This is a genomic window from Streptomyces sp. NPDC088197 (assembly GCF_044741185.1).
Classification (GTDB): Bacteria; Actinomycetota; Actinomycetes; order Streptomycetales; family Streptomycetaceae; genus Actinacidiphila.
Genome location: NZ_JBIUSD010000003.1, coordinates 207,047 through 231,055, shown reverse-complemented (window position 1 = coordinate 231,055; position 24,009 = coordinate 207,047). Strand labels below are relative to the sequence as shown.

The 24,009-nt window shown below is 69.7% G+C and carries 22 protein-coding genes and 1 pseudogene; 18 read left to right on the top strand and 5 right to left on the bottom strand.

Going from position 1 to position 24,009, the window contains the following annotated elements:
- The first annotated feature begins 29 nt into the window (after positions 1–29).
- From ACIOC1_RS09510 to ACIOC1_RS09435, 16 genes are all read left to right on the top strand, one after another.
- Positions 30–662, top strand: a complete 633-nt coding sequence (locus ACIOC1_RS09510) for a hypothetical protein (protein WP_355334461.1) — start codon at positions 30–32, stop codon at positions 660–662.
- A 259-nt stretch (positions 663–921) separates the two neighbouring features.
- Positions 922–2,688 carry a DUF6801 domain-containing protein gene (locus ACIOC1_RS09505; protein ID WP_401853038.1) on the top strand — a complete coding sequence of 589 codons (1,767 nt, stop codon included), beginning with the start codon at positions 922–924 and terminating at the stop codon, positions 2,686–2,688.
- Positions 2,689–2,706: 18 nt separating this feature from the next.
- Positions 2,707–3,687 carry an ATP-binding cassette domain-containing protein gene (locus tag ACIOC1_RS09500; RefSeq protein ID WP_355334456.1) on the top strand — a complete coding sequence of 327 codons (981 nt, stop codon included), beginning with the start codon at positions 2,707–2,709 and terminating at the stop codon, positions 3,685–3,687.
- Complete coding sequence (locus ACIOC1_RS09495) at positions 3,684–4,535, top strand: ABC transporter permease (RefSeq protein WP_188279770.1); 852 nt, start codon at positions 3,684–3,686, stop codon at positions 4,533–4,535. Before ACIOC1_RS09500 ends, ACIOC1_RS09495 begins: the two co-directional genes overlap by 4 nt.
- 3 nt (positions 4,536–4,538) lie before the next feature.
- Positions 4,539–5,420: an ABC transporter permease gene (locus ACIOC1_RS09490; protein ID WP_391160018.1), complete on the top strand. Its 882-nt coding sequence runs from the start codon at positions 4,539–4,541 to the stop codon at positions 5,418–5,420.
- A complete protein-coding gene (locus ACIOC1_RS09485) occupies positions 5,417–6,796 on the top strand; it encodes an MCE family protein (protein WP_401853035.1) in 1,380 nt (459 codons plus the stop codon). The genes ACIOC1_RS09490 and ACIOC1_RS09485 overlap by 4 nt, the downstream gene beginning before the upstream one ends.
- A complete protein-coding gene (locus tag ACIOC1_RS09480; RefSeq protein ID WP_391043749.1) occupies positions 6,793–7,827 on the top strand; it encodes an MCE family protein in 1,035 nt (344 codons plus the stop codon). Before ACIOC1_RS09485 ends, ACIOC1_RS09480 begins: the two co-directional genes overlap by 4 nt.
- On the top strand, positions 7,824–8,909 hold the full coding sequence (locus ACIOC1_RS09475) for an MCE family protein (RefSeq protein WP_355334446.1): 1,086 nt from the start codon (positions 7,824–7,826) through the stop codon (positions 8,907–8,909). Before ACIOC1_RS09480 ends, ACIOC1_RS09475 begins: the two co-directional genes overlap by 4 nt.
- On the top strand, positions 8,906–10,030 hold the full coding sequence (locus tag ACIOC1_RS09470; protein ID WP_401853032.1) for an MCE family protein: 1,125 nt from the start codon (positions 8,906–8,908) through the stop codon (positions 10,028–10,030). Before ACIOC1_RS09475 ends, ACIOC1_RS09470 begins: the two co-directional genes overlap by 4 nt.
- Complete coding sequence (locus tag ACIOC1_RS09465; RefSeq protein WP_401853030.1) at positions 10,027–11,199, top strand: MCE family protein; 1,173 nt, start codon at positions 10,027–10,029, stop codon at positions 11,197–11,199. The genes ACIOC1_RS09470 and ACIOC1_RS09465 overlap by 4 nt, the downstream gene beginning before the upstream one ends.
- Complete coding sequence (locus ACIOC1_RS09460) at positions 11,199–12,566, top strand: MCE family protein (RefSeq protein WP_401853028.1); 1,368 nt, start codon at positions 11,199–11,201, stop codon at positions 12,564–12,566. The genes ACIOC1_RS09465 and ACIOC1_RS09460 overlap by 1 nt, the downstream gene beginning before the upstream one ends.
- The gene (locus ACIOC1_RS09455) at positions 12,563–13,072 is read left to right on the top strand and encodes a hypothetical protein (RefSeq protein WP_401853026.1); all 510 of its coding nucleotides are present in this window, start codon (positions 12,563–12,565) and stop codon (positions 13,070–13,072) included. Before ACIOC1_RS09460 ends, ACIOC1_RS09455 begins: the two co-directional genes overlap by 4 nt.
- Positions 13,073–13,085: 13 nt before the next feature.
- Positions 13,086–13,715: a hypothetical protein gene (locus tag ACIOC1_RS09450; protein ID WP_401853024.1), complete on the top strand. Its 630-nt coding sequence runs from the start codon at positions 13,086–13,088 to the stop codon at positions 13,713–13,715.
- Positions 13,716–13,726: 11 nt separating this feature from the next.
- Positions 13,727–14,380, top strand: a complete 654-nt coding sequence (locus tag ACIOC1_RS09445) for a nuclear transport factor 2 family protein (protein WP_401304008.1) — start codon at positions 13,727–13,729, stop codon at positions 14,378–14,380.
- A 33-nt stretch (positions 14,381–14,413) separates the two neighbouring features.
- Positions 14,414–15,310, top strand: coding sequence for a hypothetical protein (locus tag ACIOC1_RS09440; protein WP_401853022.1), 897 nt, complete (start codon positions 14,414–14,416; stop codon positions 15,308–15,310).
- Between the two features lie 422 nt (positions 15,311–15,732).
- Positions 15,733–17,094: a glutamine synthetase family protein gene (locus ACIOC1_RS09435; RefSeq protein WP_188279782.1), complete on the top strand. Its 1,362-nt coding sequence runs from the start codon at positions 15,733–15,735 to the stop codon at positions 17,092–17,094.
- Between the two features lie 181 nt (positions 17,095–17,275).
- On the opposite strand, the gene ACIOC1_RS09430 is transcribed toward ACIOC1_RS09435, so the two are convergent.
- Together ACIOC1_RS09430 and ACIOC1_RS09425 are read right to left on the bottom strand one after the other, a co-directional pair.
- Positions 17,276–17,779, bottom strand: coding sequence for a hypothetical protein (locus ACIOC1_RS09430; RefSeq protein WP_401853019.1), 504 nt, complete (start codon positions 17,777–17,779; stop codon positions 17,276–17,278).
- On the bottom strand, positions 17,779–18,648 hold the full coding sequence (locus ACIOC1_RS09425) for an HAD family hydrolase (protein ID WP_401853016.1): 870 nt from the start codon (positions 18,646–18,648) through the stop codon (positions 17,779–17,781). Before ACIOC1_RS09425 ends, ACIOC1_RS09430 begins: the two co-directional genes overlap by 1 nt.
- A gap of 1,293 nt (positions 18,649–19,941) precedes the next feature.
- On the opposite strand from ACIOC1_RS09425, the pseudogene ACIOC1_RS09420 reads away from it, so the two are divergent.
- Positions 19,942–20,028 (top strand): annotated as a pseudogene (locus ACIOC1_RS09420) (glutamine synthetase); the annotation flags it as partial.
- On the opposite strand, the gene ACIOC1_RS09415 reads toward ACIOC1_RS09420, so the two are convergent.
- Positions 19,988–20,998 carry an ArsR/SmtB family transcription factor gene (locus ACIOC1_RS09415; RefSeq protein WP_401853014.1) on the bottom strand — a complete coding sequence of 337 codons (1,011 nt, stop codon included), beginning with the start codon at positions 20,996–20,998 and terminating at the stop codon, positions 19,988–19,990. The pseudogene ACIOC1_RS09420 and the gene ACIOC1_RS09415 overlap by 41 nt on opposite strands.
- 213 nt (positions 20,999–21,211) lie before the next feature.
- On the opposite strand from ACIOC1_RS09415, the gene ACIOC1_RS09410 reads away from it, so the two are divergent.
- Positions 21,212–21,595, top strand: a complete 384-nt coding sequence (locus tag ACIOC1_RS09410; RefSeq protein WP_355334424.1) for a hypothetical protein — start codon at positions 21,212–21,214, stop codon at positions 21,593–21,595.
- Between the two features lie 48 nt (positions 21,596–21,643).
- On the opposite strand, the gene ACIOC1_RS09405 is transcribed toward ACIOC1_RS09410, so the two are convergent.
- Both ACIOC1_RS09405 and ACIOC1_RS09400 read right to left on the bottom strand, forming a co-directional pair.
- On the bottom strand, positions 21,644–22,663 hold the full coding sequence (locus ACIOC1_RS09405; protein ID WP_401305001.1) for a TolB family protein: 1,020 nt from the start codon (positions 22,661–22,663) through the stop codon (positions 21,644–21,646).
- A gap of 20 nt (positions 22,664–22,683) precedes the next feature.
- Positions 22,684–24,006 carry an MFS transporter gene (locus tag ACIOC1_RS09400; RefSeq protein ID WP_401853011.1) on the bottom strand — a complete coding sequence of 441 codons (1,323 nt, stop codon included), beginning with the start codon at positions 24,004–24,006 and terminating at the stop codon, positions 22,684–22,686.
- Positions 24,007–24,009 lie beyond the last annotated feature (3 nt).

Genomic DNA, 24,009 nt, shown 5'->3' with positions numbered 1-24,009 from the left:
GTACGTCATCTCCCAGGAAGGATCAGCCCGTGCACAAGCTCTCCAGGACCGCCAAGGGAACCATGGTCACCGGTGCCGCGATGGCGGCGGCGCTCGGCCTCGCGGTCAGCCCGGCCTCGGCCGTCACGTACACCGTCTCGGGCAGCTCGTCGACCGGTGCGATCACCGCGACGGCCACCACGCCCACGCTGACCGACACCACCACGGGCACCAAGCTCACCTGCACCTCGTCGGCGGCCACCGCCACCGTGACCAACGGTTCGCACGGCGGCACCCTCGGCACCATCAACACCGTCTCGTGGAACACCTGCAAGGTCGGCGGCATCACCTTCTCCGTCGCCGCCCAGGGCACCCCGTGGACGCTGACCGGCACCGCCGCCACCACGTCCGCGGGCGTCACCACCGGCACGCTGACCGGCGTCAAGGCCACCCTGTCCGGTCTGTGCAACGCGACCTTCGCCGACCCCAGCGGCGTGGGCAACGGCGCCACCCTCAACGCCACGTACACCAACTCCACCCACACGCTGGCCATCACCGGCGGCACCCTCAAGGCGTACAACGTCTCCGGTCTGTGCCTCGGCCTGATCAACAACAACGACCTGGCCACCTACTCGGCCGGCTACGTCGTGACCCCCACGACGCTGAAGGTCGTCTCTCCCTGAGCCCCGCCCCTCGCGTAACACCGGCCGCCGCGACCGCTGAAGCCCGCGCCGGCCGAACCGGGACCCCGGACCGCCGCAGTGGCGGCCGGGGTCCCGAACACGCACTGGAGGACAAAACTCCGCTTGTGTTTTGTCATTCGGTGACAGGAAATCCGCCCCGGTCCACACCGTCGAATATTCGTCCGGTCGATCACTTGTGGGGCCTTATTACTCGACCGTAATGTCCTGCGTCGCCGACGCCTTCCTGAGGAGTTCCGTAATGAGGGGTGCCGTGAAGCCGCGCCGCGCGGTGCGGTTCGCCGCTGTCGCAGCGGCGGCGCTCCTGGCCGGGCTGCTGCCAGGACCCGACTCCGCGGCCAGCGGCCCGGACGGCAAGGTGACCCTCGGATACGCGTGCGCCTTCCCCGCCGGTACGGCCGCCGACGGCTCCGGCGGCACCGATAAGGCCGTCGTCCAGGACGTCACCGTCGCGCTGGTGCAGAACTACCCGGACACCGCCGTGGTCGGAAAGCCCATCCAGCCGGGCGACCTGACGGCGACGGTCACCATGCCGCGGGCCGGCGCCGAGGCGCTGCTGCCCGCCGGCACCACAGCCCTGACCGGCGCCGCGAGCCTCACCGCCCATGTCGCGCAGGGCACTTCGCGAGCGGACGCCGTATGGCCGGGACTGACCGCCCCCTCGACACCGCTCAAGGGCGACGAGGACCTGGTGCTCACCTTCGGCGGCGCGGTGCCGCCGCTGACGGTCACCGCCTCCGGCGAAGTGCGCTTCACCGCAGGGGAGTTGGACCTCAAGCTCACCCCCGTGACCGACCCCGCGTCCGCACCGCCCGACTCCCCGAGCACCGGCACCGACAGTGCGTCGGGCACCGACAGCGCGTCCGGCACCGACAGCGCGACCGGCACGGCCGCGGACTCCGCCGGTACGGGCCAGGCCGCCAAGGACGCCGCCGACATCATCGGCACCTGCGCCCCCAAGCCCGGCCAGGGCGACCTCCTCGGTACCGTCTCCGTCCCCGGCACCCCCGGCGGCTCCTCGGGACCCGGCCACGCCACCGCGCCCGGCGGCTCCTCGGCCGCCGCCCCCACGCCGCGCACCGGCTCCCGCGCGGGCGTCGGCAAGACCGGCGAGGGCGCGGGCGACGGAGCCCCCGACGCCGCCCGGTCCGACGGCCGCAACACCATCACGCTGGCCTCGCCCCCGCACTCCGGCGTGCACGACTGCGAGGACCCGCCGGAGGGCGACACCGACCCCGCGGTCATGGACTCCATTCCCCGGCCGCCCAACGCCGTCCGCAGCCCCGGCCCCGGCGACCCGCCGTTCCCCCCGTACTCCCAGTGCGGTTACGTCACCGGCTACTCCAACGTCTTCAAGCTCAAGGGCGCCGCGGTCATCAACGACCTGACCAAGAAGCCGACCCGCGTCACCGTCGTGCAGAAGAGCATCTGGACGGAGTTCACCGACCCCGACCCGCTCAAGCAGTACTTCGAGATCGACTCGATCGCGAAGCTGGCCCTGCCGCCGTCCGACACCACCTTCCTGACCTTCGGGTTCGTGCCGGTCACCGCCCGGATGGAACTGCTCCCCAAGGGCCTGATGACCGTCGTCACGGTCGGCACCAGCAACCTCGGCACGATCACCACCAGCACCATCTACGGCAAGCAGGAACTGCGGCTGTCCGACGTCAAGGTCAACGGCGTACCGCTGGACGTCGGCGCCGACTGCCGCGCCTCGGCGCCGCTGGACATCAAACTCGTCGGCTACGACCGCAGTTCACTGACCGGCCGCCCGACCGGACCCACGGACTACGGAGTGCAGGACGGCGGGCCGCTGGCCCAGGACGACCTCTACATTCCCCCGTTCACCGGCTGCGGCAGCCACGGAGAGAACCTGAATTCCCTCTTCACCTCGGCGATATCGGGGCACGGCAACTCACTGAATCTCATCCAGGGACCGCTGTGCGTGCCCATCGCGGCCTCGGGATGCGATCCGGAGATCGCCTTTCCCGAACCGCCCCACCACTGATCAGCTCCGGGAGGTGCAATGGGAATCGAAGTGATCGTCGAAGGACTCACCAAGTCCTTTGGTACGCAGAACGTCTGGCAGGACGTCACGCTCACACTGCCGCCCGGTGAAGTCAGCGTGATGCTCGGCCCTTCCGGAACCGGCAAGACGGTTTTTCTGAAATCGCTCATCGGCCTGCTCAAGCCCGAACGCGGCCGGGTGCTCGTCGGCGGCGTCGACATGGTGAACAGCCCGGAGCGCGACATCTACGAGGCGCGCAAGATGTTCGGCCTGATGTTCCAGGACGGCGCGCTCTTCGGGTCGATGAACCTCTTCGACAACATCGCCTTCCCGCTGCGCGAGCACACCAGGAAAAAGGAGTCAGAGATCCGCCGCATCGTCATGGAGCGGGTCGACATGGTCGGCCTCCTCGGTGCCGAGGGCAAACTGCCGGGCGAGATATCCGGCGGCATGCGCAAACGCGCGGGACTCGCCCGCGCCCTGGTGCTCGACCCGCAGATCATCCTGTGCGACGAACCCGACTCCGGCCTCGACCCGGTCCGCACCTCGTTCATCTCGCAGCTCCTCATCGACCTCAACGCGCAGATCGACGCGACGATGCTGATCGTCACCCACAACCTCGACATCGCCTCGACCGTGCCCGACAACATGGGCATGCTCTTCCGCCGCGAACTGGTCGCCTTCGGCCCCCGCGAGCTGCTGCTCACCAGCAACGAGCCGGTCGTACGGCAGTTCCTCAGCGGACGCCGCGACGGACCGATCGGGATGTCGGAGGAGAAGGACGAAGCGGCCCTGGCCCGCGAGCAGTTGAACGGCCGCGAGCTGCCCGCGGCCCCGCGCCGCGTCGCGCCGCAGCTCGAACCGTCACCCGGACTGCCGCCCCGGCAGGCGGTACAGCGCCGCAGGGCCCGCGTCCTGGCCATGTGGGACCAGCTCCCGGCCGCGACCCGCGAAGCCGTACAGGCCGGACTCGTCCCCGTCCAGGGGGAGCCCGCATGACCGCGCCCGTACGGGTCCCGGGACCGGGACCCGAGCCGACCCCGCCGCGCCCCGAACGCGTCACCGTGCCGCGCCGCCCGATCCCCGGCACCGGCGCGCTGCGCGAGACCGGGCAGCTCATGACGCTCGCCGCCACCACCGTGCGCGACACCTTCCGCAGGCCGTTCCAGATGCGCGAACTCATCGAGCAGTTCTGGTTCGTGGCCAGCGTGACGATCCTGCCCGCCGCCCTGGTCTCGATCCCCTTCGGCGCCGTCATCGCCCTGCAAGTCGGCTCACTGGCACAGCAGTTGGGCGCCCAGTCGTTCACCGGCGGCGCCAGCGTGCTGGCCGTCATCCAGCAGGCGAGCCCGCTGATCGTCGCCCTGCTCATCGCGGGCGCGGGCGGCAGCGCCATCTGCGCCGACCTCGGCTCGCGCAAGATCCGCGAGGAACTGGACGCGATGGAGGTGATGGGCGTCTCCCCGGTGCAGCGGCTGATCGTGCCGCGCGTCCTGGCGACGATGCTCGTCGCGGTCTTCCTCAACGGTCTGGTCTCGGTCGTCGGCACCGCGGGCGGCTACTTCTTCAACGTCATCGTCCAGCACGGCACCCCCGGCGCGTACCTGTCCAGCTTCTCCGCGCTCGCGCAGCTCCCCGACCTGTACATCAGCGAGATCAAGGCCGTGATCTTCGGCTTCATCGCGGGCATCGTCGCCGCCTACCGCGGCCTGCACCCCAAGGGCGGTCCCAAGGGCGTCGGCGACGCGGTCAACCAGTCCGTCGTCATCACCTTCCTGCTGCTGTTCCTGGTGAACGTCGTCCTGACCGCGATCTACCTCCAGCTCGTCCCGCAGAAGGGAGCCTGAGCGATGGCGCTCCTGGACAAGGACACCCCGCAGGCCGAGCCGCCGCCCGAAGGACCACGGCCGCGCCGACGCCGGAACACCGGCCGCTGGCTGCACTGGCTGGACGAGACCGGCGACCACTTCATCTTCCACATCACCGCCGTGCTGTGGATCCCGCGCACCCTGCGCCGCTACCTCAAAGAGGTCCAACGCCTGCTCGCCGAGGTCGTGTTCGGCAGCGGCGGCCTCGGCGTCATCGGCGGCACCGTCGGCGTGATGATCGGCATGACCCTCGCCACCGGCACCGTCGTCGGCCTCCAGGGCTACGCGGCGATGAACCAGCTCGGCACCGCCGCGTTCACCGGCTTCATCTCCGCCTACTTCAACACCCGCGAGATCGCCCCGCTCGTCGCGGGCCTGGCCCTGTCGGCCACCGTCGGCGCCGGATTCACCGCCCAGCTCGGCGCGATGCGGATCAACGAGGAGATCGACGCGCTGGAGGGCATGGGCCTGCGCAGCATGCCGTACCTGGTCACCACCCGGATCATCGCCGGTGTCGTCGCCATCGTCCCGCTCTACGGCATCGGCCTGCTCAGCAGCTACGTCGCCTCCCGGATGGTCACCGTCATGTTCAACGGCCAGTCCGCGGGCACCTACGACCACTACTTCAACCTCTTCCTGTCCCCGCAGGACGTCCTGCTCTCCGGACTGAAAGTGCTGATCTTCAGCGTCATCGTGATCCTCGCCCACTGCTACTACGGGTTCACCGCCAAGGGCGGCCCCGCGGGCGTCGGCATCGCCGTCGGCCGCTCGGTGCGCAACGCCATCGTGATCATCTCGATCACCGACTTCTTCCTCAGCCTGGCGATCTGGGGCGCCACCACGACGGTGCGGGTGGCGGGATGACCACCACCGACACCCGTCCCGCCGGAGCGCCCCCGGCCCCGCGCCGCCGCCCGACCGGCGGCGCCACCGCCCGCCGCAGGACCGCCGGCGTCGTCTTCCTGCTGGTGCCCGCGCTGCTGGCCTGGCTCGCGGTCGCCGTCTACGACAAGACGTTCAGCGACACCGCGACCGTCCACCTGGAGACCGGCACCGTCGGCAACGAGATGCACCAGGGCGCCGACGTGAAACTGCGCGGGGTCGTCGTCGGCCGGGTCGCCTCGATCAGCGCCGACGGCGACGGCGCCCGGCTCAATCTCGCCATCGACCCCGGCCAGCTCAAGCGCATCCCCGCGGACGTCACCGCGCAGATGCTGCCCACCACGCTGTTCGGCGAACGCTTCGTGGCCCTCGTACCTCCCGCGGGCACCGACACCACCGGTGGCGGCCCCACCCTCGCCGCCGACAGCACCATCGCCCAGGACCGTTCCAGCGACGCCATCGAGCTCCAGCAGGTGCTCGACAACGTGCTGCCGCTGCTCACCGCCGTCCAGCCCCAGAAGCTCGCCGCGACCCTCAACGCCGTCGCGACCGCGCTCGACGGCCGCGGCACCCAGCTCGGCACCACCCTCGTCCAGCTCGACCGCTACCTGACCAAGCTCAACCCCGAACTGCCCGTGCTGAACGACGACATCAAGCAGCTCGTCACCGTCAGCCACGTCTACAACGCCGCCGCGCCCGACATCGTGCAGGCCCTCACCGACTTCACCAGGACCAGCGGCACCATCGCCGAGGAACAGGCCGACCTCAACAGCGTGTACGGCAGTACCACCGCCACCGCGCAGGACCTGACGACGTATCTGCGGCAGAACAAGGACACCATCATCCGGCTGACCGCCGACAGCCGCGGCACCCTCGGGCTGCTCGCGAAGTACTCCCCGTCCTTCCCCTGCACGCTGCGCACCCTGGCCGCCTTCGTCCCCGTCATGGACAAGGCGCTCGGCAAGGGCACCCACGAGCCGGGCCTGCACGTCGACCTCACCAGCGTGCCGTCCCGCGGCAAGTACGTCCCCGGCAAGGACACCCCGGTGTACGACGCGAGCGGCGGCCCGCAGTGCTACCCGGTCCCGTACACCGGGCGCGGCGGCGCACCGGCCGCGACGCACTCCACGAAGTCCGCGACCTCGCCGACCGCCACGGCGTCCACGGCGTCCACGGCGTCCACGGCATCCACATCGAGCGTGACCACCACCGACTCCCCGGCCAACTCCCCGCAGGAGAACGAGCTGATCAACGAACTCCTCGCGCCGGGCATCGGCACCGACCCCGGCTCGCTCCCCGACTGGAGCAGCCTGCTCACCGGTCCCGTCTACCGAGGGGCGGAGGTGACGGTGCGGTGAAGCGCCGCAGCCTCGTCGGACCGATCGTCAAGTCGCTGATCTTCATCCTGGTCACCGCGCTGGCCACCACCGTCCTCGCGGTGAGCATCGCGGGCGGAACCGACGTCGGCGACACCTCCGGCTACAACGCCCGGTTCACCGACGCCACCGGCCTCACCTCGGGCGACAGCGTCCGGATCGCCGGGGTCAAGGTCGGCCAGGTCGACTCGATCAAGGTCGTCGACCACCGCGTCGCGCAGGTGCACTTCTCGGTGCAGCGCGCCCGGAAGCTGCCCGGCTCGGTGACCGCCACCATCAAGTACCTCAACATGGTCGGCCAGCGGTACATCGACCTCCAGCAGGGCACGGGACCGGTCGGCCAGGCGCTCGCCCCCGGCGACACCATCCCGCTCCAGCGCACCACCCCGGCCCTCGACCTCACCCAGCTCTTCAACGGCTTCCAGCCGCTGTTCCAGGGCCTGTCGCCCAAGGACGTCAACCAGCTCGCGGGCGAGATCGTCCAGGTGCTCCAGGGCGAGGGCGGCACCGTCGACAGCCTGATCAGCAACGTCGGTTCGCTGACCACGACGCTCGCCGCCAAGGACAAGGTGATCGGCCAGGTCATCGACAACCTCAACTCGGTGCTCACCACGGTGAACACCCGCGAGGCCGGGTTCAACGACCTGGTGACCTCGCTCCAGCAACTCGTCAGCGGCTTCGCCTCCGACCGCGAACCGATCGGCCAGTCGATCACCGCGATCTCCCAACTCACCACCAGCACCGCCGGGTTGCTCACCGACGGCCGCCAGCCGCTGAAGGACTCCATCGCCCAGCTCGGCCGGCTGTCCACCAACCTCGCCGACAACACACCGCAGTTGGAGAACTTCCTCACCAAGACCCCGGCCAAGCTCCAGACCATCGGCCGGCTCGCCTCCTACGGCTCCTGGCTCAACCTCTACCTCTGCCAGGCCACCGTCGCCGGGGTCACCACCTCCGACGGCAGCAAGCCGCCCACCGGCATAGCGATCACCGAATCGAGGTGCCGGTCATGAACCGCCCCCGCATACCGACCCCGCGCCTCCGCTTCCGCGCCCCCGCGCGCCGGGGCCGCCCCCTCTTCCGGCCGCTGCGCGAACGCAGCCCCGTCCTCGTCGGCACCGTCGGCCTGCTCGTGCTCGCCCTGGCCGGCCTGGTCGCGTACAACGCGGACGCGCTCCCGCTGATCGGCGGCGGCACCACGTACAGCGCGAGCTTCACCGAGGCCGCCGGGCTCAGGTCCGGCAACGAGGTGCGGGTCGCGGGCGTCAAGGTCGGCAAGGTCACCGGGGTGTCGCTGGACGGCGCCCAGGTCAAGGTCACCTTCCGCGTCAAGGACACCTGGATCGGCGACGCCAGCACCGCCGCCATCGGCATCAAGACGCTGCTCGGCGAGAAGTACCTGGCCGTCGACCCGCTCGGCAGCCGCGCGCAGAACCCCGGCCAGCGCATCCCCAGGACCCGCACCACCTCGCCGTACGACGTCACGCAGGCGCTCGACGGCCTCGGCAACACCCTCGGGTCGATCGACACCACGCAGCTCGCCGCCAGCTTCCAGACCCTCTCCGACACCTTCAAGGACACCCCGGCCTCGGTGCGCAGCGCCGCCACCGGCCTGTCGTCGCTGTCGCGGACCATCTCCAGCCGGGACGCCCAGCTCGCCGACCTGCTCGCGGGCAGCAAGCAGCTCACCAAGACCCTCTCCGACCAGAACAGCCGCTTCCAGACGCTGATCTCGGACGGCAACCTGCTGCTCGGCGAGATCCAGAAGCGCCGCGACGCCATCCACGCGCTGCTCACCGGCACCCAGGACCTCGGCACCCAGCTCAACGGCCTGGTCGCCGACAACAACCGGCAGCTCGGCCCGACCCTGGACGCCCTCGACCGGGTCACCGGCGTACTGCTCGCCAACCAGTCCAGCCTCGACAAGGCGCTCGCCCTGGCCGGGCCCTACTACCGGCTGGTCGGCAACACCCTCGGCAACGGCCGCTGGTTCGACAGCTATCTGTGCGGCCTGGTCCCCAAGAGCTATCTGCCCCCGGGCACCCAGCCGACGACCGGGTGCGAGCCGCCCAAGGCGACGGGAGGCACATCGTGAAGGCGTCCATCGGCCGCGCCGCGCGAGGGCGGCGGGCCATCGCCCTCGGCACGGTGCTCGCCGTCGTCCTCGCGGCCCTCGCCTACGGCGGCGTACGCTTCTTCGGCGGCCCCGACGGCACCCGGATCACCGCCTACTTCGACCACGCCGTGGGCGTCTACGCCGGATCCGACCTGCGCGTGCTCGGCGTCAAGGTCGGCACCGTCGACTCGGTGAAGCCGCAGGGCAAGCAGGTCAAGGTCGTGCTGGTCCTCGACCACGGGGTGAAGGTCCCGGCGGGAGCCGGCGCCGTCGTCGTCGCGCCCAGCGTCGTCGCCGACCGCTACATCCAGCTCACCCCGGCCTACACCGGCGGCCCCCGGATCACCGCGGGCACCGTCATCCCGGCCACCCGCACCGCGAGCCCCGTCGAGGTCGACCAGCTCTACGAGAGCATCACCCGGCTCAGCGACGCCCTCGGCCCGAACGGCGCCAACGCCACCGGCGCCCTGTCGAACCTCCTCGACACCGGCGCGAAGAACCTCGACGGCAACGGCAAGGCCATCGGCGACAGCATCGACCAGCTCGGCCAGGCCACCAAGACCCTCAACGGCCACAGCGACGACCTCTTCGCGACCCTGTCCTACCTCCAGTCCTTCACCACCATGCTGAAGAACAACGACGGCAAGGTACGGGCCGCCACCGACCAACTCTCCACCGTCAGCGGCTTCCTGGCCGAGGACAAGGAGAACCTGGGCGGCGCGCTGCACCAACTGTCCACCGCGCTCGGCCAGGTGAAGACCTTCATCCAGGACAACCGGGCCCGGCTGAAGACCAGCATCGGCAAACTCGCCCCGATCACCCAGATGTTGGTCGACCAGCGCGCCTCACTCGCCGAACTCCTCGACACCGCGCCGCTGGCCGCCGACAACCTCCTCAACGCCTACGATCCGCAGCACGGCACCATCGACGGGCGCGCCAACATCAACGAACTGAGCATGGGCGGCGACATCTCGCCCGCCGCCGCCAAGGACACCGCAAGGACCGGCTCCGACTTCACACCCGCGGCCAAGGACGCCAAGACCCTGCCGCTGCCCCTGCCGGCGGTCGGCACCGTCTACACCAAGGGGGCGGCCCGATGAAGCGTCCGCACACCCGGGGGAGCGCCGCCACCGTCGGCGGGACCGCGCTGCTCGCGCTCGCCCTCGCCGGCTGCTCGCTGAACGTCCAGAACGTGCCGCTGCCCGGCGGCGCCGACCTCGGCGGCCACCCCTACACCGTCAAGGCCGACTTCGCCGACGTCCTCGACCTCGTCCCGCAGGCGTCCGTACGCGTCAACGACGTCGCCGTCGGCCGCGTCACCAAGATCGGCCTCGGCGCCGACGGCTGGTCCGCGACCGTCACCATGAAGGTCAACGGCAAGGTGCGACTGCCCGCCAACGCGTACGCGCACCTGGAACAGTCCAGCCTGCTCGGCGAGAAGTACATCCAGCTCTCCGCGCCGCCCGGCACGCGGGCCGCCAGCGGCACCCTGCGCGACGGCGCCGTCATCCCCGCCTCGCGCACCAACCGCAACCCCGAGGTCGAAGAGGTCTTCGGCGCACTGTCCATGCTGCTCAACGGCGGCGGCGTCGCCCAGCTCAAGACCATCTCGGTGGAGCTGAACAAGGCCCTGACCGGCAACGAACCGCAGATCCGCTCCATGCTCCACCAGGTCGACACGCTCGTCAGCGACCTCGACGCCCACAAGCAGGACATCACCGACGCGCTCGACGGCGTCAACGAACTGTCCGCCACCCTCGCCGCCCGCGACCAGAATATCGGCACCGTACTGACCGGCCTCAGCCCCGGACTGAAGGTGCTGGAACAGCAGCGCGGCTCGCTGGTCACCATGCTGCGCTCGCTGGACACGCTCTCCGGCGTCGCGGTGGACACCGTCAACCGCAGCAAGGACGACATGGTCGCCGACCTCAAGGCCCTCGCGCCCACCCTGCGACGGCTCGCCGACGCGGGCGACGCGCTGCCCGACTCGCTCCAGGTGCTGGTCACCTACCCGTTCACCGACGAGGTCCTCAACGGCGTCAAGGGCGACTACCTCAACGTCTACCTCGACCTGACCGCCGTACCCGGCACGCAGCTCATCCCCGAGATGCCCGCGTCCGGGAACGTCTACCCGCCCGACCCCGAGAACCCGATGTCCGCGCACACCAAGGCCGACCGGACGAGGACCGTCGACAAGAAGCTGCGGGAGGCGGGCATCCCGCTGCCGCTGCCGTCGGTCACCGGCTCGACCAGGACCGGGGGCCGCTGATGCTGACCCGCGTCACCATCGCCAAGAACATCGCCTTCCTGCTGATCGCCGTGCTCGTGCTCGGCTTCATCGGCGTCCGCTACGCCGACCTCGGCCGGTACGTGGGCCTGCGCGGCTACTACACCGTCAAGGTCGAACTCCCTGAAGCGGGCGGCCTGTTCGAGCACGCCAACGTCACCTACCGCGGTGTCTCGGTCGGCCGGGTCGGCCCGATCAGACTCACCGACGACGGCGTGGAGGCGTCCTTGCGGATCAACGACTCCGCGCCGCACATCCCCTCCCACCTCAAGGCCGTCGTCGCCAGCCTGTCCGCCGTCGGCGAGCAGTACATCGACCTGCGGCCGACCACCGACCAGGGGCCGTATCTCGCCGACGGCTCCCGCGTCGAACGCGCCGACACCACCATCCCCGCGCCCGTCACCAACCTGCTCACCAGCGTCAACAGCCTGGCCGGATCGGTCCCGTTGAAGTCCCTTCAGACCGTCGTCGACGAATTCGGCAAGGCGTTCGCGGGACAGGGCGACAACCTCCAGTCGCTGCTCGACACCAGCGGCGAGTTCATCTCCGCCGCGGACATGAACCTGCCCGGCAACATCACGCTGATGGCCGACGGGCGGACGGTGCTGCGCACGCAGGCCGACGAGGGCGACGCCATCAAGTCCTTCGCCAGCAGCGCCAGTCAGCTCGCCAAGCAGCTCAACGACTCCGACACCGACCTGCGACGGCTCATCGCCGCGGCGCCCGACGCGGCCGGGCAGGTCAGCGCGCTGCTCCGGGACGTCGGACCCCAACTCAGCGTCGTCCTCGCCAACTTGCTGACCACCTCGGACGTGGCCGTCACCCGGCAGCACGGCATCGAGGAATTCCTGGTCAAGGTGCCCGCGGTGGCCGCCGCCGGATCGACGGCGGTGGACGGCAAGGGCCTGCACTTCGGCATGGCCGTCACCTTCTTCTCCCCGCTGCCCTGCACCTCCGGATACGGCGGCACCACGTACCGCAACGGCCTCGACACCAAGGCGCCCGCCACCGCCCTCAACACCGCGGCCCGCTGCACCGCCCCCGCCTCCTCCGGCACCGACGTGCGCGGCTCGGCCAACGCCCCGAACGGCGGGGGCGTCCCGAACCCCGTGCAGCCGGGCTCGGTGCTGCCGACCGGCGCCGGGACCCCGTCCGCCGCGGGCCCGTCCACCGGGACGACGACGTACGGCACGAGCGTGCTGCCGGGAGCGCTGGGCCTGCCCTCGCTGCCGACCGGGCCCAGTGGCGGCACGATGGCGGATCTGCTCGGCCTCGGCTACACGCGGTTCGGTGACACGCGCTCCGGGGGCACGGGCTTCGGGGACACGCGTTTCGGGGGCACCCGATGAGCGCCCGCCGGTCCACCGTGGTCTGGGCCACCGCGTGGGCGGTCGCCGCCGTGATGTGCGCGCTCGGCGCCTGGTCGTACGCGGACACGCGCGGCGACGGCACGCTCAATTACGCCAAGGCCCGCGACGCCGTACTGACCGACGGGCAGTGGGACATCACCCGGCTGAACACGGTGGACGCGGCCCACCTGGACCGCGACCTCGCGGCCTGGCTGGACACGACGACCGGGCCGCTGCACGACCGCATGAGCCGTACGCACACCGCGGACGCCGCCGCGCTCAAGCAGTCCGGCACCTCCACCCGGGGCACGGTCACCGACGCGGCGGTCACCGAACTCGACACCAGGGCCGGTACGGCGAAGCTCATCGCGACCGTGCAGGTCCGGGTCATGCCGCGCGGCGGCGCGGCCACCACCGACCGCAAGCGGTTCGAGGCGGGCCTGTCCCGTACCTCGGACGGCTGGAAACTCACGGCGCTCACCGCGGTGCCCGTCGGCGCGAGCTAGGAGAGGCGGCCCAGTGAGCACCACGCATGAGCCCGAGGCCGAGGCGGCGGAGGCCGAGGCGCCGCAGACCGACGCATCGGTGGCCGCCGCTCCGGACGAGCCGGAGGCCAACGAGGCCGCCGCCGGACGGCGTTGGCGGTGGCCGTACGGTGCGCGGCGTACGGCGGCGGTCGCCGCGATCGTGCTGCTGCTCCTCGGCGGCGGCGGATTCGGTTACGCGGCCCACCGGTTGACCGACCCGGCCGCGACGGACAACCGCGCGCTGACCGACACCGAGGCGACCAACCGGGTCGTCGGGGACGTCAGCAACGCGCTCGGCAAGATCTTCGCGTACACGCCGGAGGACACCGGGTCGACCGAGCGGGCCGCCCGCGACCTGCTGGACGGCGCGGCGGCCGACCAGTACCAGGCGCTGTTCGGGCAGATCCGGCAGCGCGTCGCCGAGCAGCAACTCACCCTGACCACACGGGTGGTGCGCGCCGGGGTCGTCCGGCTCACCGCCGACCACGCCCGGCTGCTGGTCTTCCTCGACCAGACCGCCCAGCGCAAGGGCGCCGCGGCCACCAGCGCGGCGGCCCAACTCTCGGTCACCGCCAGGCTCGACGGCGACCACTGGCGGATCACCGATCTCAAGGCCCGGTAGGAGGAAGACGGATGGCACGGATGCCCTTCAAGGGTGGCGGCGGGTCGCGGGACCGGCTCGGGGCGCGGCTGCGCGCGCCGGGCCGGTCGCTGCTCGCCACGGCCGTCGCGCTCGCCGTCGCCGCGGCGGTCGCCGCCGCCCTGACCGGCTGGTCCTGGTACGGGGCCGCGCACGACGACGACGCGGCCTTCGCCCGGACCCGCGACACGGTGCTCGCGGCGGGGGAGCAGGCGGTGCAGAACATGAACACCCTGGACCACTCCGACGTCGACCACGGGCTCGACATCTGGGAGAGCTCCACGACCGGCGACCTGCACAGCCAACTGGTCCAGGGGCGGGCCGCGTTCGAGAAGCAGGTGCAGCAGGCCCAGACGGTCAGCACCGCGAAGATCCTGTCCGGCGCGGTCACCGAACTCGACACCAGGACCGGCAAGGCCAGCGTGATGATCGCGCTGCGGATCACCGTCGAGGCGCCCAAGGCCAAGCCCGCGGTCAAGGAGAGCCGGATGCTCGGCGAACTCACCCGCACCGACACGGGCTGGAAGCTCAGCGCCCTCGGCCAGGCCCCGATGGGCGACAGCGCCGCGGACCCGTCCGCGTCCTCGCCCCCGAGCGGCGGCACCGCCACCGCGAGGCCGTCCCCGTCCACCACCGACGGCCAGTAAGCCGCCCCGCCGTCCGCGAGAGGACCGCCGCCCATGTCGACCACCCGCCACCTCATCAACCGCCAACGCCGCCTGGCGGCCACCGCGCCGCCGCGCGAGCGCGTGACCCGCACGGCGGAAGCCGCCACCGACGTCGACCCCGACTCCGACACCGACACCGCCACCGACACCGCCACCGCCACCGACATCCACTCCGACACCGACCCGGAGACCGAGGCGGAGGGCGGCGGCCGTTCGGACCGCCCCGCCCGGGGCCGCGCCGCGACCGCCGTCCGCACCCGCCCGGCACGGCCGCCGCGTACGTCCGACAAGGCCGCCGACGTCACCGCCGACGTCACCGCCGGGACTCCCACCGGCACGGCCGCCGACGCTGAACCCGAGGCCGGGAGCGGCCCGCGCAAGTGGCGCCCGCGGCCTGTCACCGTCCTCACCGTCGGCCTCGCCCTGCTGACCGTGCTGCTCGGCGGCCTCGCCGCCTGGTCCGCGGGCAAGGCGTCCGACCTGCGCGACTCGGTGGCCTCCGGCAACACCGCGCTGACCGACACCGCCCGCACCAGCGAGGTCAAAGGCACCGTCGCCCAGGCCGTGAACGCGGTCTTCTCCTACAACTACGCCGACACCGCCCGCACCGACGACGCGGCCAAGCGCGTACTGACCGGAAAGGCCGTCCAGCAGTACGCGACGATGCTCACCCAGGTCCGCGCCCAGGCACCGGCGCAGAAGCTCGTGCTGACCACGACCGTCACCGACACCGGCGTGGAACTGCTCGACGGCGACCGCGCCCGCGTCCTGGTCTTCGCCGACCAGAGCAACACCAGCACCGCCAAGTCCGCGAACGCGGCGACCACTTACGCGGCGGCGATGTTCGCGGTGGACGCCGTCCACCAGGACGGCACCTGGAAGATCGCGAGCATCGATACCTTCGGGTAGCGCGGACCCCGCGGTCAGCGGTCGCGGCCAGCGGTCGCGGCCAGCGGTTGGCGAGGCGCCAGCCGGCGTCCAGCAGATAGCCGACGATGACGGCGGGCCCCGCGACGGCCGCCGCCACGCGTGCGTGTGCCCACGGGTACGGCTCCTCGTACGGGTACGCAGCTGTGGCGAACAGACGTACGCATTAGGTAAGGCTACCCTTATTAAAACACCGGCCGTTTCGCGCCATCACCGATCAGGCGCCGCGATCAGGCGCCGCGCGATGATGAAGGACTCGTCGCGGGCAGGCACTATGGGGGAGAGGGCCCCCGCAACGCGCCGGAAATCGCGTGATGGGATGCTCGGCTCGCAATCCCGGATGTGCGTCCCCGATATGGCCAGTGGCGGGGAGCAGGTGGCCTGACCGGCAAGGATGGATGGATATGGACAAGCAGCAGGAGTTCGTTCTCCGCACCCTGGAGGAGCGGGACATCCGCTTCGTCCGCCTGTGGTTCACCGACGTGCTCGGCTACCTGAAGTCGGTCGCCGTCGCACCGGCCGAACTGGAGCAGGCCTTCGACGAGGGCATCGGCTTCGACGGCTCCGCCATCGAGGGCTTCGCCCGGGTGTACGAGTCCGACATGATCGCCAAGCCGGACCCCAGCACCTTCCAGATCCTGCCCTGGCGCGCCGAGAGCCCCGGCACCGCGCGCATGTTCTGCGACATCCTCATGCCCGACGGCTCCCCGTCGTACGCCGACCCGCGCTACGTCCTCAAGCGCGCGCTCGCCAAGACCTCCGACCTCGGCTTCACCTTCTACACCCACCCCGAGATCGAGTTCTTCCTGCTCAAGGACAAGCCGATGGACGGCGGGCGGCCGACCCCCGCCGACAACTCCGGCTACTTCGACCACACCCCGCAGAACGTCGGCATGGACTTCCGCCGCCAGGCCATCACGATGCTGGAGTCCATGGGCATCTCGGTGGAGTTCTCGCACCACGAGGGCGCCCCCGGCCAGCAGGAGATCGACCTGCGCTACGCCGACGCGCTCTCCACCGCCGACAATGTGATGACCTTCCGGCTCGTCATGAAGCAGGTCGCCCTCGAACAGGGCGTGCACGCCACCTTCATGCCCAAGCCGTTCTCCGAGCACCCCGGCTCCGGCATGCACACCCACCTGTCGCTCTTCGAGGGCGACCGCAACGCCTTCTACGAGTCGGGCGCGGAGTTCCAGCTCTCCAAGGTCGGCCGCTCCTTCATCGCGGGCCTGCTCCGGCACGCCGGTGAGACCGCCGCGGTCACCAACCAGTGGGTCAACTCCTACAAGCGGATCTGGGGCGGCTCCCAGCGCACCGCTGGCGCGGGCGGCGAGGCCCCCTCGTACATCTGCTGGGGCCACAACAACCGCTCGGCCCTGATCCGCGTCCCCATGTACAAGCCCGGCAAGACCGGCTCCACCCGCGTCGAGGTCCGCTCGATCGACTCCGGCGCCAACCCCTACCTCGCCTACGCCGTCCTCCTCGCCGCGGGCATGAAGGGCATCCAGGAGGGCTACGAACTCCCGGCCGGCGCCGACGACGACGTCTGGGCCCTGTCCGACTCCGAGCGCCGCGCCCTCGGCATCGAGCCCCTCCCGCAGAACCTCGGCGAGGCCATCACCCTCATGGAGCGCAGCGAACTCGTCGCCGAGACCCTCGGCGAGCACGTCTTCGACTTCTTCCTGCGCAACAAGAAGCAGGAGTGGGAGGAGTACCGCTCCGAGGTCACCGCCTTCGAGCTGCGGAAGAACCTCCCGAACCTGTAAGCCCAGGTCAGCGGGGCTGACCTTGTAAATCGACCCTTCGGGCGAGCGGCTGCCGGCCGCTCGCCCGAAGCCGTCTCCCTCGGTCTGGGCCCGTCCCTGGGCCGTCCGAACTCCGCGGAGAGGCGCAGCGCCCAGGCAATGCGCAACGGTGCCTGAACCGCAGCGCCCATACCGTCGGGGTTCAGGCGCCTAGTTGTAGGGCGATGGCGAAGACGAGCAGTACGGAAGCTCCGATAAGGTAGAAAATAGTCAGCTTTCTGGCTGAATGTAGAGACCAACTTCGACGATAGGAGCCCAAACGGATAGAGGCAGGATATGGACTGCTAGCGCTGATTTCCATCGTCAGCCCGGCCTTCGGGAGGCGTGCTTGTAGTTCCTTTTCGAGAGCCGTTCCATGTTGAACCGCCCCAATAAGTAGACGATGGTACCAAATCTGATCCACGAAGTAGAAAGCACCCCAAAGAATCAATCCCAGAAGCGAGATTGTCGAGGAAAGCTGAATTTCTTGGCCCGCGAGTTTAATCGCAGATCCATCTCGCGCTGAAACCGCTGCAGCCCCGAGGGTGAAAGTAAGCGCAGTCAGGGCGAATCCTCTGATTCTCCATTCAATGTCATTGAAGTGTTGTTGAACGGCAATTGTTTGCTTCCACATTTCGAGATAGTGTGCTGTCTGGGAGTCGTCCATTAACTCGCCTCGAATTCGAATATATTCATGATGTCGGAGAACTGGTCGAGTGTATGCGACGGGATTACTGAGAGACCGTTGGTGAGTCTGCGCTCTCTTTCGATGTCTGCGTTGCTCCAGTGTGAGACGCGCCTCAAGAGGTCGTAGCCGATCTTATCGATCGACGTTCCATATGAGGCGTATGCGTCGTGCACTCCTATCTTTTGAGCCATTGACACATCTTTCATGAGGCTATCGCCAACGTATAGTGATTTATGTGGGTCGGATGCGTAGCTCGCTAGGATGGAACTCAAGACCTGAGTATTCGGCTTTATTATTCCTGCGGGTACGTGATTGTGTGTTGTCTTATTGAGTCCGTAATCGGATGCTGGCTTCGTGCGGAGAGTCTCGGTGCTCACCCCGGTTGGGAAGTCGTGATCGGGGGCCGAGTACAGAACCTCGATTACCCCGTCAAGTCCCGTTGCTTTTATTCTCCATTCCGACCAGTATGCGACAGACTCGGTGTACGCAACGATTCGAACACCTTTTTCTTTTAGGCCGTGAAGAGTTCCCATTACTCCGGGGTACAAGGACGTGTGGAGAATTCGCTGTCTATTCTGAATGTGAATTGCATCGTCGTAGTATTCAAGTGGTGGTGTTCTCGTTTTTTTGTTGAGCAGTGAGGGGAGTTCGTTCAGGAGAAGCGAATACTCCGTGGTGCCTCTGCGCTGATGGACTTCCCGGATCTCATCCACAAGCACCTCCTCCGGAACCTCGCTGAGTTCAGAGAGGCGCGTAAGCATTGCTGAGAACGAAGCGTGCCACGCGCCGAACCAGTCCCAGAGCGTGTTGTCGAGGTCTGTTACGAGCAACGAAATCGATGGTTTCACGGACTCCCCCTTCAGGCTCTATTCACATCGTAGGGGATGCCACTGACATCGACAGTTGGACCTGAGGCACATGCGGCTGTGTCCCCTCTAAGCGATGAGGGTCGGCTACCAAGGTCCACCGACCCGCGCTTGCTCAAGCCTTCGTGTGCGTCTGGAAGGTGCTGTCTGCGACCGGGGTCCTGTCCGTCTCTGCTGGGCATGGGGTGTGAGTACAGGCGGAGCGTGAAGTTGGCATCGGCGTGCCCAAGGTAGTGGCTCAACACCTTGACGTTCTCCCCGGCCGCCAGCGGGGCCCATGCGCAGAAGTGCCGTAATGCGTGCATGCAGCCCTCCCGTGACGCCGCGTACGGCTCGCCTTCCTTCGCATCCTTGATGACGCCGCCGGCGGCGAGAGTTGGTTTCCAGGTAAGGCGTGTTCCAGTCCGTCCGACGCACAGTCGCCTCTCCGTTCAGCCTGGTGAATAGCGGCCGGTTTGTCACCTGCGGACCGTCTGGCAGAGCCAGAGGTGCGTCGCCTCAACGGGTGGATGCTTCCCGCTGTGGTCTTTGAGGACCTGAGCCACGCGGCAGGGAGTGGGCACGTCCCGATATTTCCCTCGCTTTTGCAGACCGAAGACGAGATGCCCGTTCGCTACCTTCACCTGACAACCGACGTGCAGTCATCCCGTTTCGAAGTTGAGCGCAACGTTGGTGTGAGGCCGAAGATCTCGCCCTGCCGCAGATCGCACCTTCCACCTACATCAACCATCGCCTGGTAGCGCTCGGGTAGGGCGGCCCGATCTTCGAAGATGCAGCTTGCCGTCCATGGCTGCACTCGCGGCGGTACCGGCCTGCGAGTACGCACTGAGTGGCCCGGCACAGATTTTAGTTCAGGTGCTAGTCGTTCATGGCTGCGCTGGCTGAGACACTGAAGAAGATGACGCGATGGTACGAGTAAACGGGCAGCGCCTTCTCTGGGTCGCTGACATTCGCGGACGTGCGAGAGCTGGACCGAGCGAAGCGGGTGCGTTCCGACGTACGGAAAGGCGTGTAGCCGGAGTTGCGTCCGCACTGACGTGCGCGTCGTGGCATCGGTCGTCCGACTCGCCAGCCACTTCCCTCCGTACTACGGAGAGGTTATCGACCTGTTGACGTAGTTCTATACCTTGGTTTGGACCGAGGCGAGCCGGGGCCGTCTGGGGGCCGTGCGACGGCGGCCAGTGGTGACCGGCAACGACCAACGGCGACTCCTGCGGCGCAGGGTGGCCGAAAAGGTCGCGGGTGAACGTGTAGGTCGGGCAGGTAGGGCTTAAGTTCCTGCGCAACAAGAAGCAGGAGTGGGAGGAGTACCGCTCCGAGGTCACCGCCTTCGAGCTGCGGAAGAACCTCCCGAACCTGTAGCCGAGAGGAGCTGCTCGGCCTGCGGGGTGCGGCGGTAGTAGACGCGGTGGCCGTGGCGGGTTCGGGTGAGGAGACCCGCCCGGTGCAGGCGCGTGAGGTGGTAGGAGACGGTCGACGGGTCCAGGTGGTGGAGCTCGGCCAGCTCCGTGGTGGTGAGGGGGCGGCCCAGCGACAGCAGCAGGCTGTGCCGGGTGGCCCCCAGGACGTCGGCCGCCGGGTGGCCGCCCTGTGCGGCGCGGCGGCCTGACGGAGCGCGGGGCACCGGATAGCAGAGCATCGTGTCGTGCTGGAACATCGGGTCGAGGCCCGGCGTCAGGTCCCCGGTGACGGTGGGGATCATGACGACGGCCGGGGCGTGCGGCACCGTGGTGCGGAACGGGCTGCGGACGGTCAGTGTGCCGTCGTGCCAACCGGTGTCCGCGTGCAGGGAATCCAGGACCGCGCCGGTTCCCTGCCGGGCCATGAGCTGGGAACGGGCGTTGATATCGGCTTCGAGGCGGCCGCGGATCACCGGCCAGCGCGCTGCGAGTGTGTGGTTCCACAAAGCGTGCAGTTCCTGAGCCGCTTTCTGGACGAATGCGGTTTCCCCCCGGTCGAGTTGGCTCAGGACCGGCGCGGGCAGCTCGGTTCCGGGAAAGCCCTGACCGGCGAAGCCCGTGGTGAACACGGTGATTTCCTGCACCAGCCGGGTCGGCGCGAGGGTGGCTATCCGGTGGAGTTCGTCATCCAGGCTGGGCGCGAACCGCGCGGGCGCGGGGCTGATGAAATCCGGCAGCCACACCTCGCCCTGGAAGAACCCCGCCAGCAGGGGCATCTGCCGGTCGTGCAGCAGCCGCGGCAGCGCACCGAGCCGTTCCCCGCGGCGGGACGACCTCATGGCGGTGGACAGGACACCGAACAGTTCGACCATCGGTGAGATGGCGAACCGGGTCCTGGCCAGCTCGGCCGGGCCCAGCGACAGACGCAGCATGATGCCTTCCCGGACGGATCGGGCGGACGTCCGAACCGCCAGCCAAACATTGGAACCTCATCCAATCAATGGCAATCCCGGCCAACGTCGGCGTCTACTTGGGGCTGCCCGGAGAATCGGTGCGCGTTTACGCGCGACCGTGAACGGCAATGCGTCGGCACGGCTCCGGGTGCGGAATTCGGTCAATTCCTGCGAACAAGGAGGCCCTTGAGTATGCGTATCGGAAAGCGGACGGTCACCCTCGCGGTAAGCGGCGCGCTGCTCGCCGGCACGGTCGGCTTCGTGGCCGCGTCCCCCGCCCAGGCGGTGGACTGCAACCTCCCCCCGGTGGGCGACATGTGCCTGCACATCCACAACACGGACACCAACACGTGGTACTGGCTCGGCCCGTGGAACGCCTGCGCGGTCCACAACATCGCCATCGACGAGCAGGCCACCTGGATCAACAACAACCAGGTCGGCGGGGTGCGCACCACCTTCTACTACGGCCGCGACGGCAAGAACCCCATCGGCAGCGTCGCCCAGGACTACTCGGGCCGCCCGCCCGGCTACACCGACAGCGACCTCTCCTCCGCGCAGTCCGTCCGCGTCTGCTGACCCGCGCCCCCCGAGGCGGGGCCGCCCCGGAGGACGTCACCTCCGGGGTCAGGGCAGCCAGGCGGGGGCCAGGGCCGAGGGGGTGAGGAGGCGGGGTGCGCCGGTGCCGTCGGCGGGGGCGGTGTACAGGTCGGAGCCGTAGTCGCCGGGGAGGGAGTAGACGACGGTCGCGTTGTCGGACCACACGGCCTGGTCGTCGACGCTGCGGGTCTCGGCCAGCGGCCACTCGCGCGAGGTGGCCAGGTCGAGGACGTAGAGGCGCCAGGGGGCGTCGGCGGGCAGGCCGGGCACGCGTTTCTTGAAGGCGATCCGGGTGCCGTCGGGGGAGAGCGACGGGCACTCGACGTTGGTGCGCAGCGTGGTGACGGTACGGGCGGCGACGTCGCCGCGCACGAGGTAGGTGTGGCCGCCGGTGGCGAGCGTGGCGTAGAAGTGCCGGTCGTCGGCGAAGGTGACGCCCCAGAAGTTGATATCGGCGGCGCGCACGCGGCGCCCGTCGCGGGTGACGGCGTAGTCCTCGAGGGACGACTGGAGGGTCCCGGTGCGGGTGTCCAGGATCGAGGTGCGGGTGGAGAAGTCGGTGCCCGCGTACGAGTCGCCGCCGACGAAGACGGTCCAGGCGGCCATCCGCCCGCTGGGCGAGACACGGGCGCGGGTCGGGATGCCCGCGAGCGGCACACGGCGGGTGGCGCGCAGCGCCGAGTCCAGGACGACCGCGTCGTACGAGTCGTTGACCGCGCCGCGCTTGGCCTGGAGGCAGATGCCGGTGCCGCCCGCCGCGTAGAAGCGCAGGCACTTCACGCCGGACGCGACGCGGGGCCCGGTCGGCGCGGAGGCGGGCACCGAGGCCAACTCGTCGCGGTGCGGCCCCCACGCCATGGAGCGGAAGACGATACGGGGGCCGCCGGCGGCCAGCGAGACCGTACCGGCGCGGACGGCGGGGCCGCCCGCCTGCACCTGGTTCTTCCGGTCGGCCCGGTCGGCGGCCCGCCAGACCGCGACCCCCGCCACGCACGCCAGCACGGTGATGCTGGCCAGCAGCACCAGCAGCCGGTTGCGCATGCTCATACCGCCCTCGACCCGCCCGCTCATGCCGTCGCCTCCGGCGCCGTGGGAGTCCGTGACGGCCGCAGCCGGACCGACAGCGCGACGCTCGCCGTCAGCGCCAACGCGGCCCCCGTCAGGGCGGATTGGTCGCCCCACGCGGTCCACGCCGCCCCGAAGGCTATGGAGCAGACGAAGCGCGCGGCGGCCTGCCCGGTCTGTACGAGCGCGAGCCCGCTGGAGCGCAGCGCCGCCGGTACGGAACCGGCCGCCGCCGCCATCAGCACGCCGTCCGTGGCGGCGTAGAAGGCCCCGTGCAACACCAGTACGGCGTACGGCAGTACGCCCGCCCGCAGGTGGGCGAGGAGCAGCCCGTACGCCAGGAGCAGCGCGAAATGGCCGCCGACGAAGACCCGCCAGCGGCCGACCCGGTCCGCCCAGCGGCCCAGCGGCACGGCGAGCAGCAGGAAGGCGGCGGCGGTGCCCAGCGGGAGGAGCGCGAACCACCGGTCGGGGACGCCGAGTCGGCGTTGCAGCAGCAGATAGACGAAGGAGTCGCTGACGGTGGCGAGCCCGAGCGCCACCGCGCACAGCGCCAGCCCGCGCAGCTCCCGCCGCCCGAGCAGCCCCACGGCGGCCCGTAAGGACGGCCGGTCAACGTCCCTGTCAGGCACGGGAGTTGACCGCCGTACGCCCGACGGCACGAACAGCAGCAGCACGACCACGCCGACCGCCGCCACACAGAAGCTGACGGTGAAGACCGCGTCGTATCCTTCCGCCGCCTGACGGAGGATCAGGAAGGCTGCCAGCGGCCCGAGAAGCGCCCCGGTGGTGTCCATCGCGCGGTGCACACCGAACGCCCGGCCCCGCGACTCCGGCGGCGCCGACAGCGAGATGAGCGCGTCGCGCGGCGCGGTCCGCAGGCCCTTGCCGGTGCGGTCGACGGCGAGCACCGCGCCGATCAGCGGCAACGTGTGCACGGCCAGGAGCAGCGGCTTGCACAGCGCGGACAGCCCGTACCCGAAGGCGGCCACCGCCTTGTGCCGCCCGCCGCGGTCGGCGAGATGCCCGCCGACCAGCCGTACCACCGCGCTGAATCCGTTGTAGACGCCGTCGAGCAGACCGAAGCCGAGCGGGGAGAGCCCGAGCCCGGTGACCAGGTACAGCGGCAGCACCGCGGTGACCATCTCCGACGACACATCGGTGATGAGGCTGACCGCGCCGAGCGCGAGCACCGTCGAGGTGACCGCGGACGACCGCCCGGGACGCGGGCCCCGGGCGGTCGTCGGCGCTGTCGTCGGGCTGTCCGCCGCGCTCGTCGGTGCGGGTGTCGCGGGCGTGCTGCCGCGGCTCTCGCTGACGTACATCGG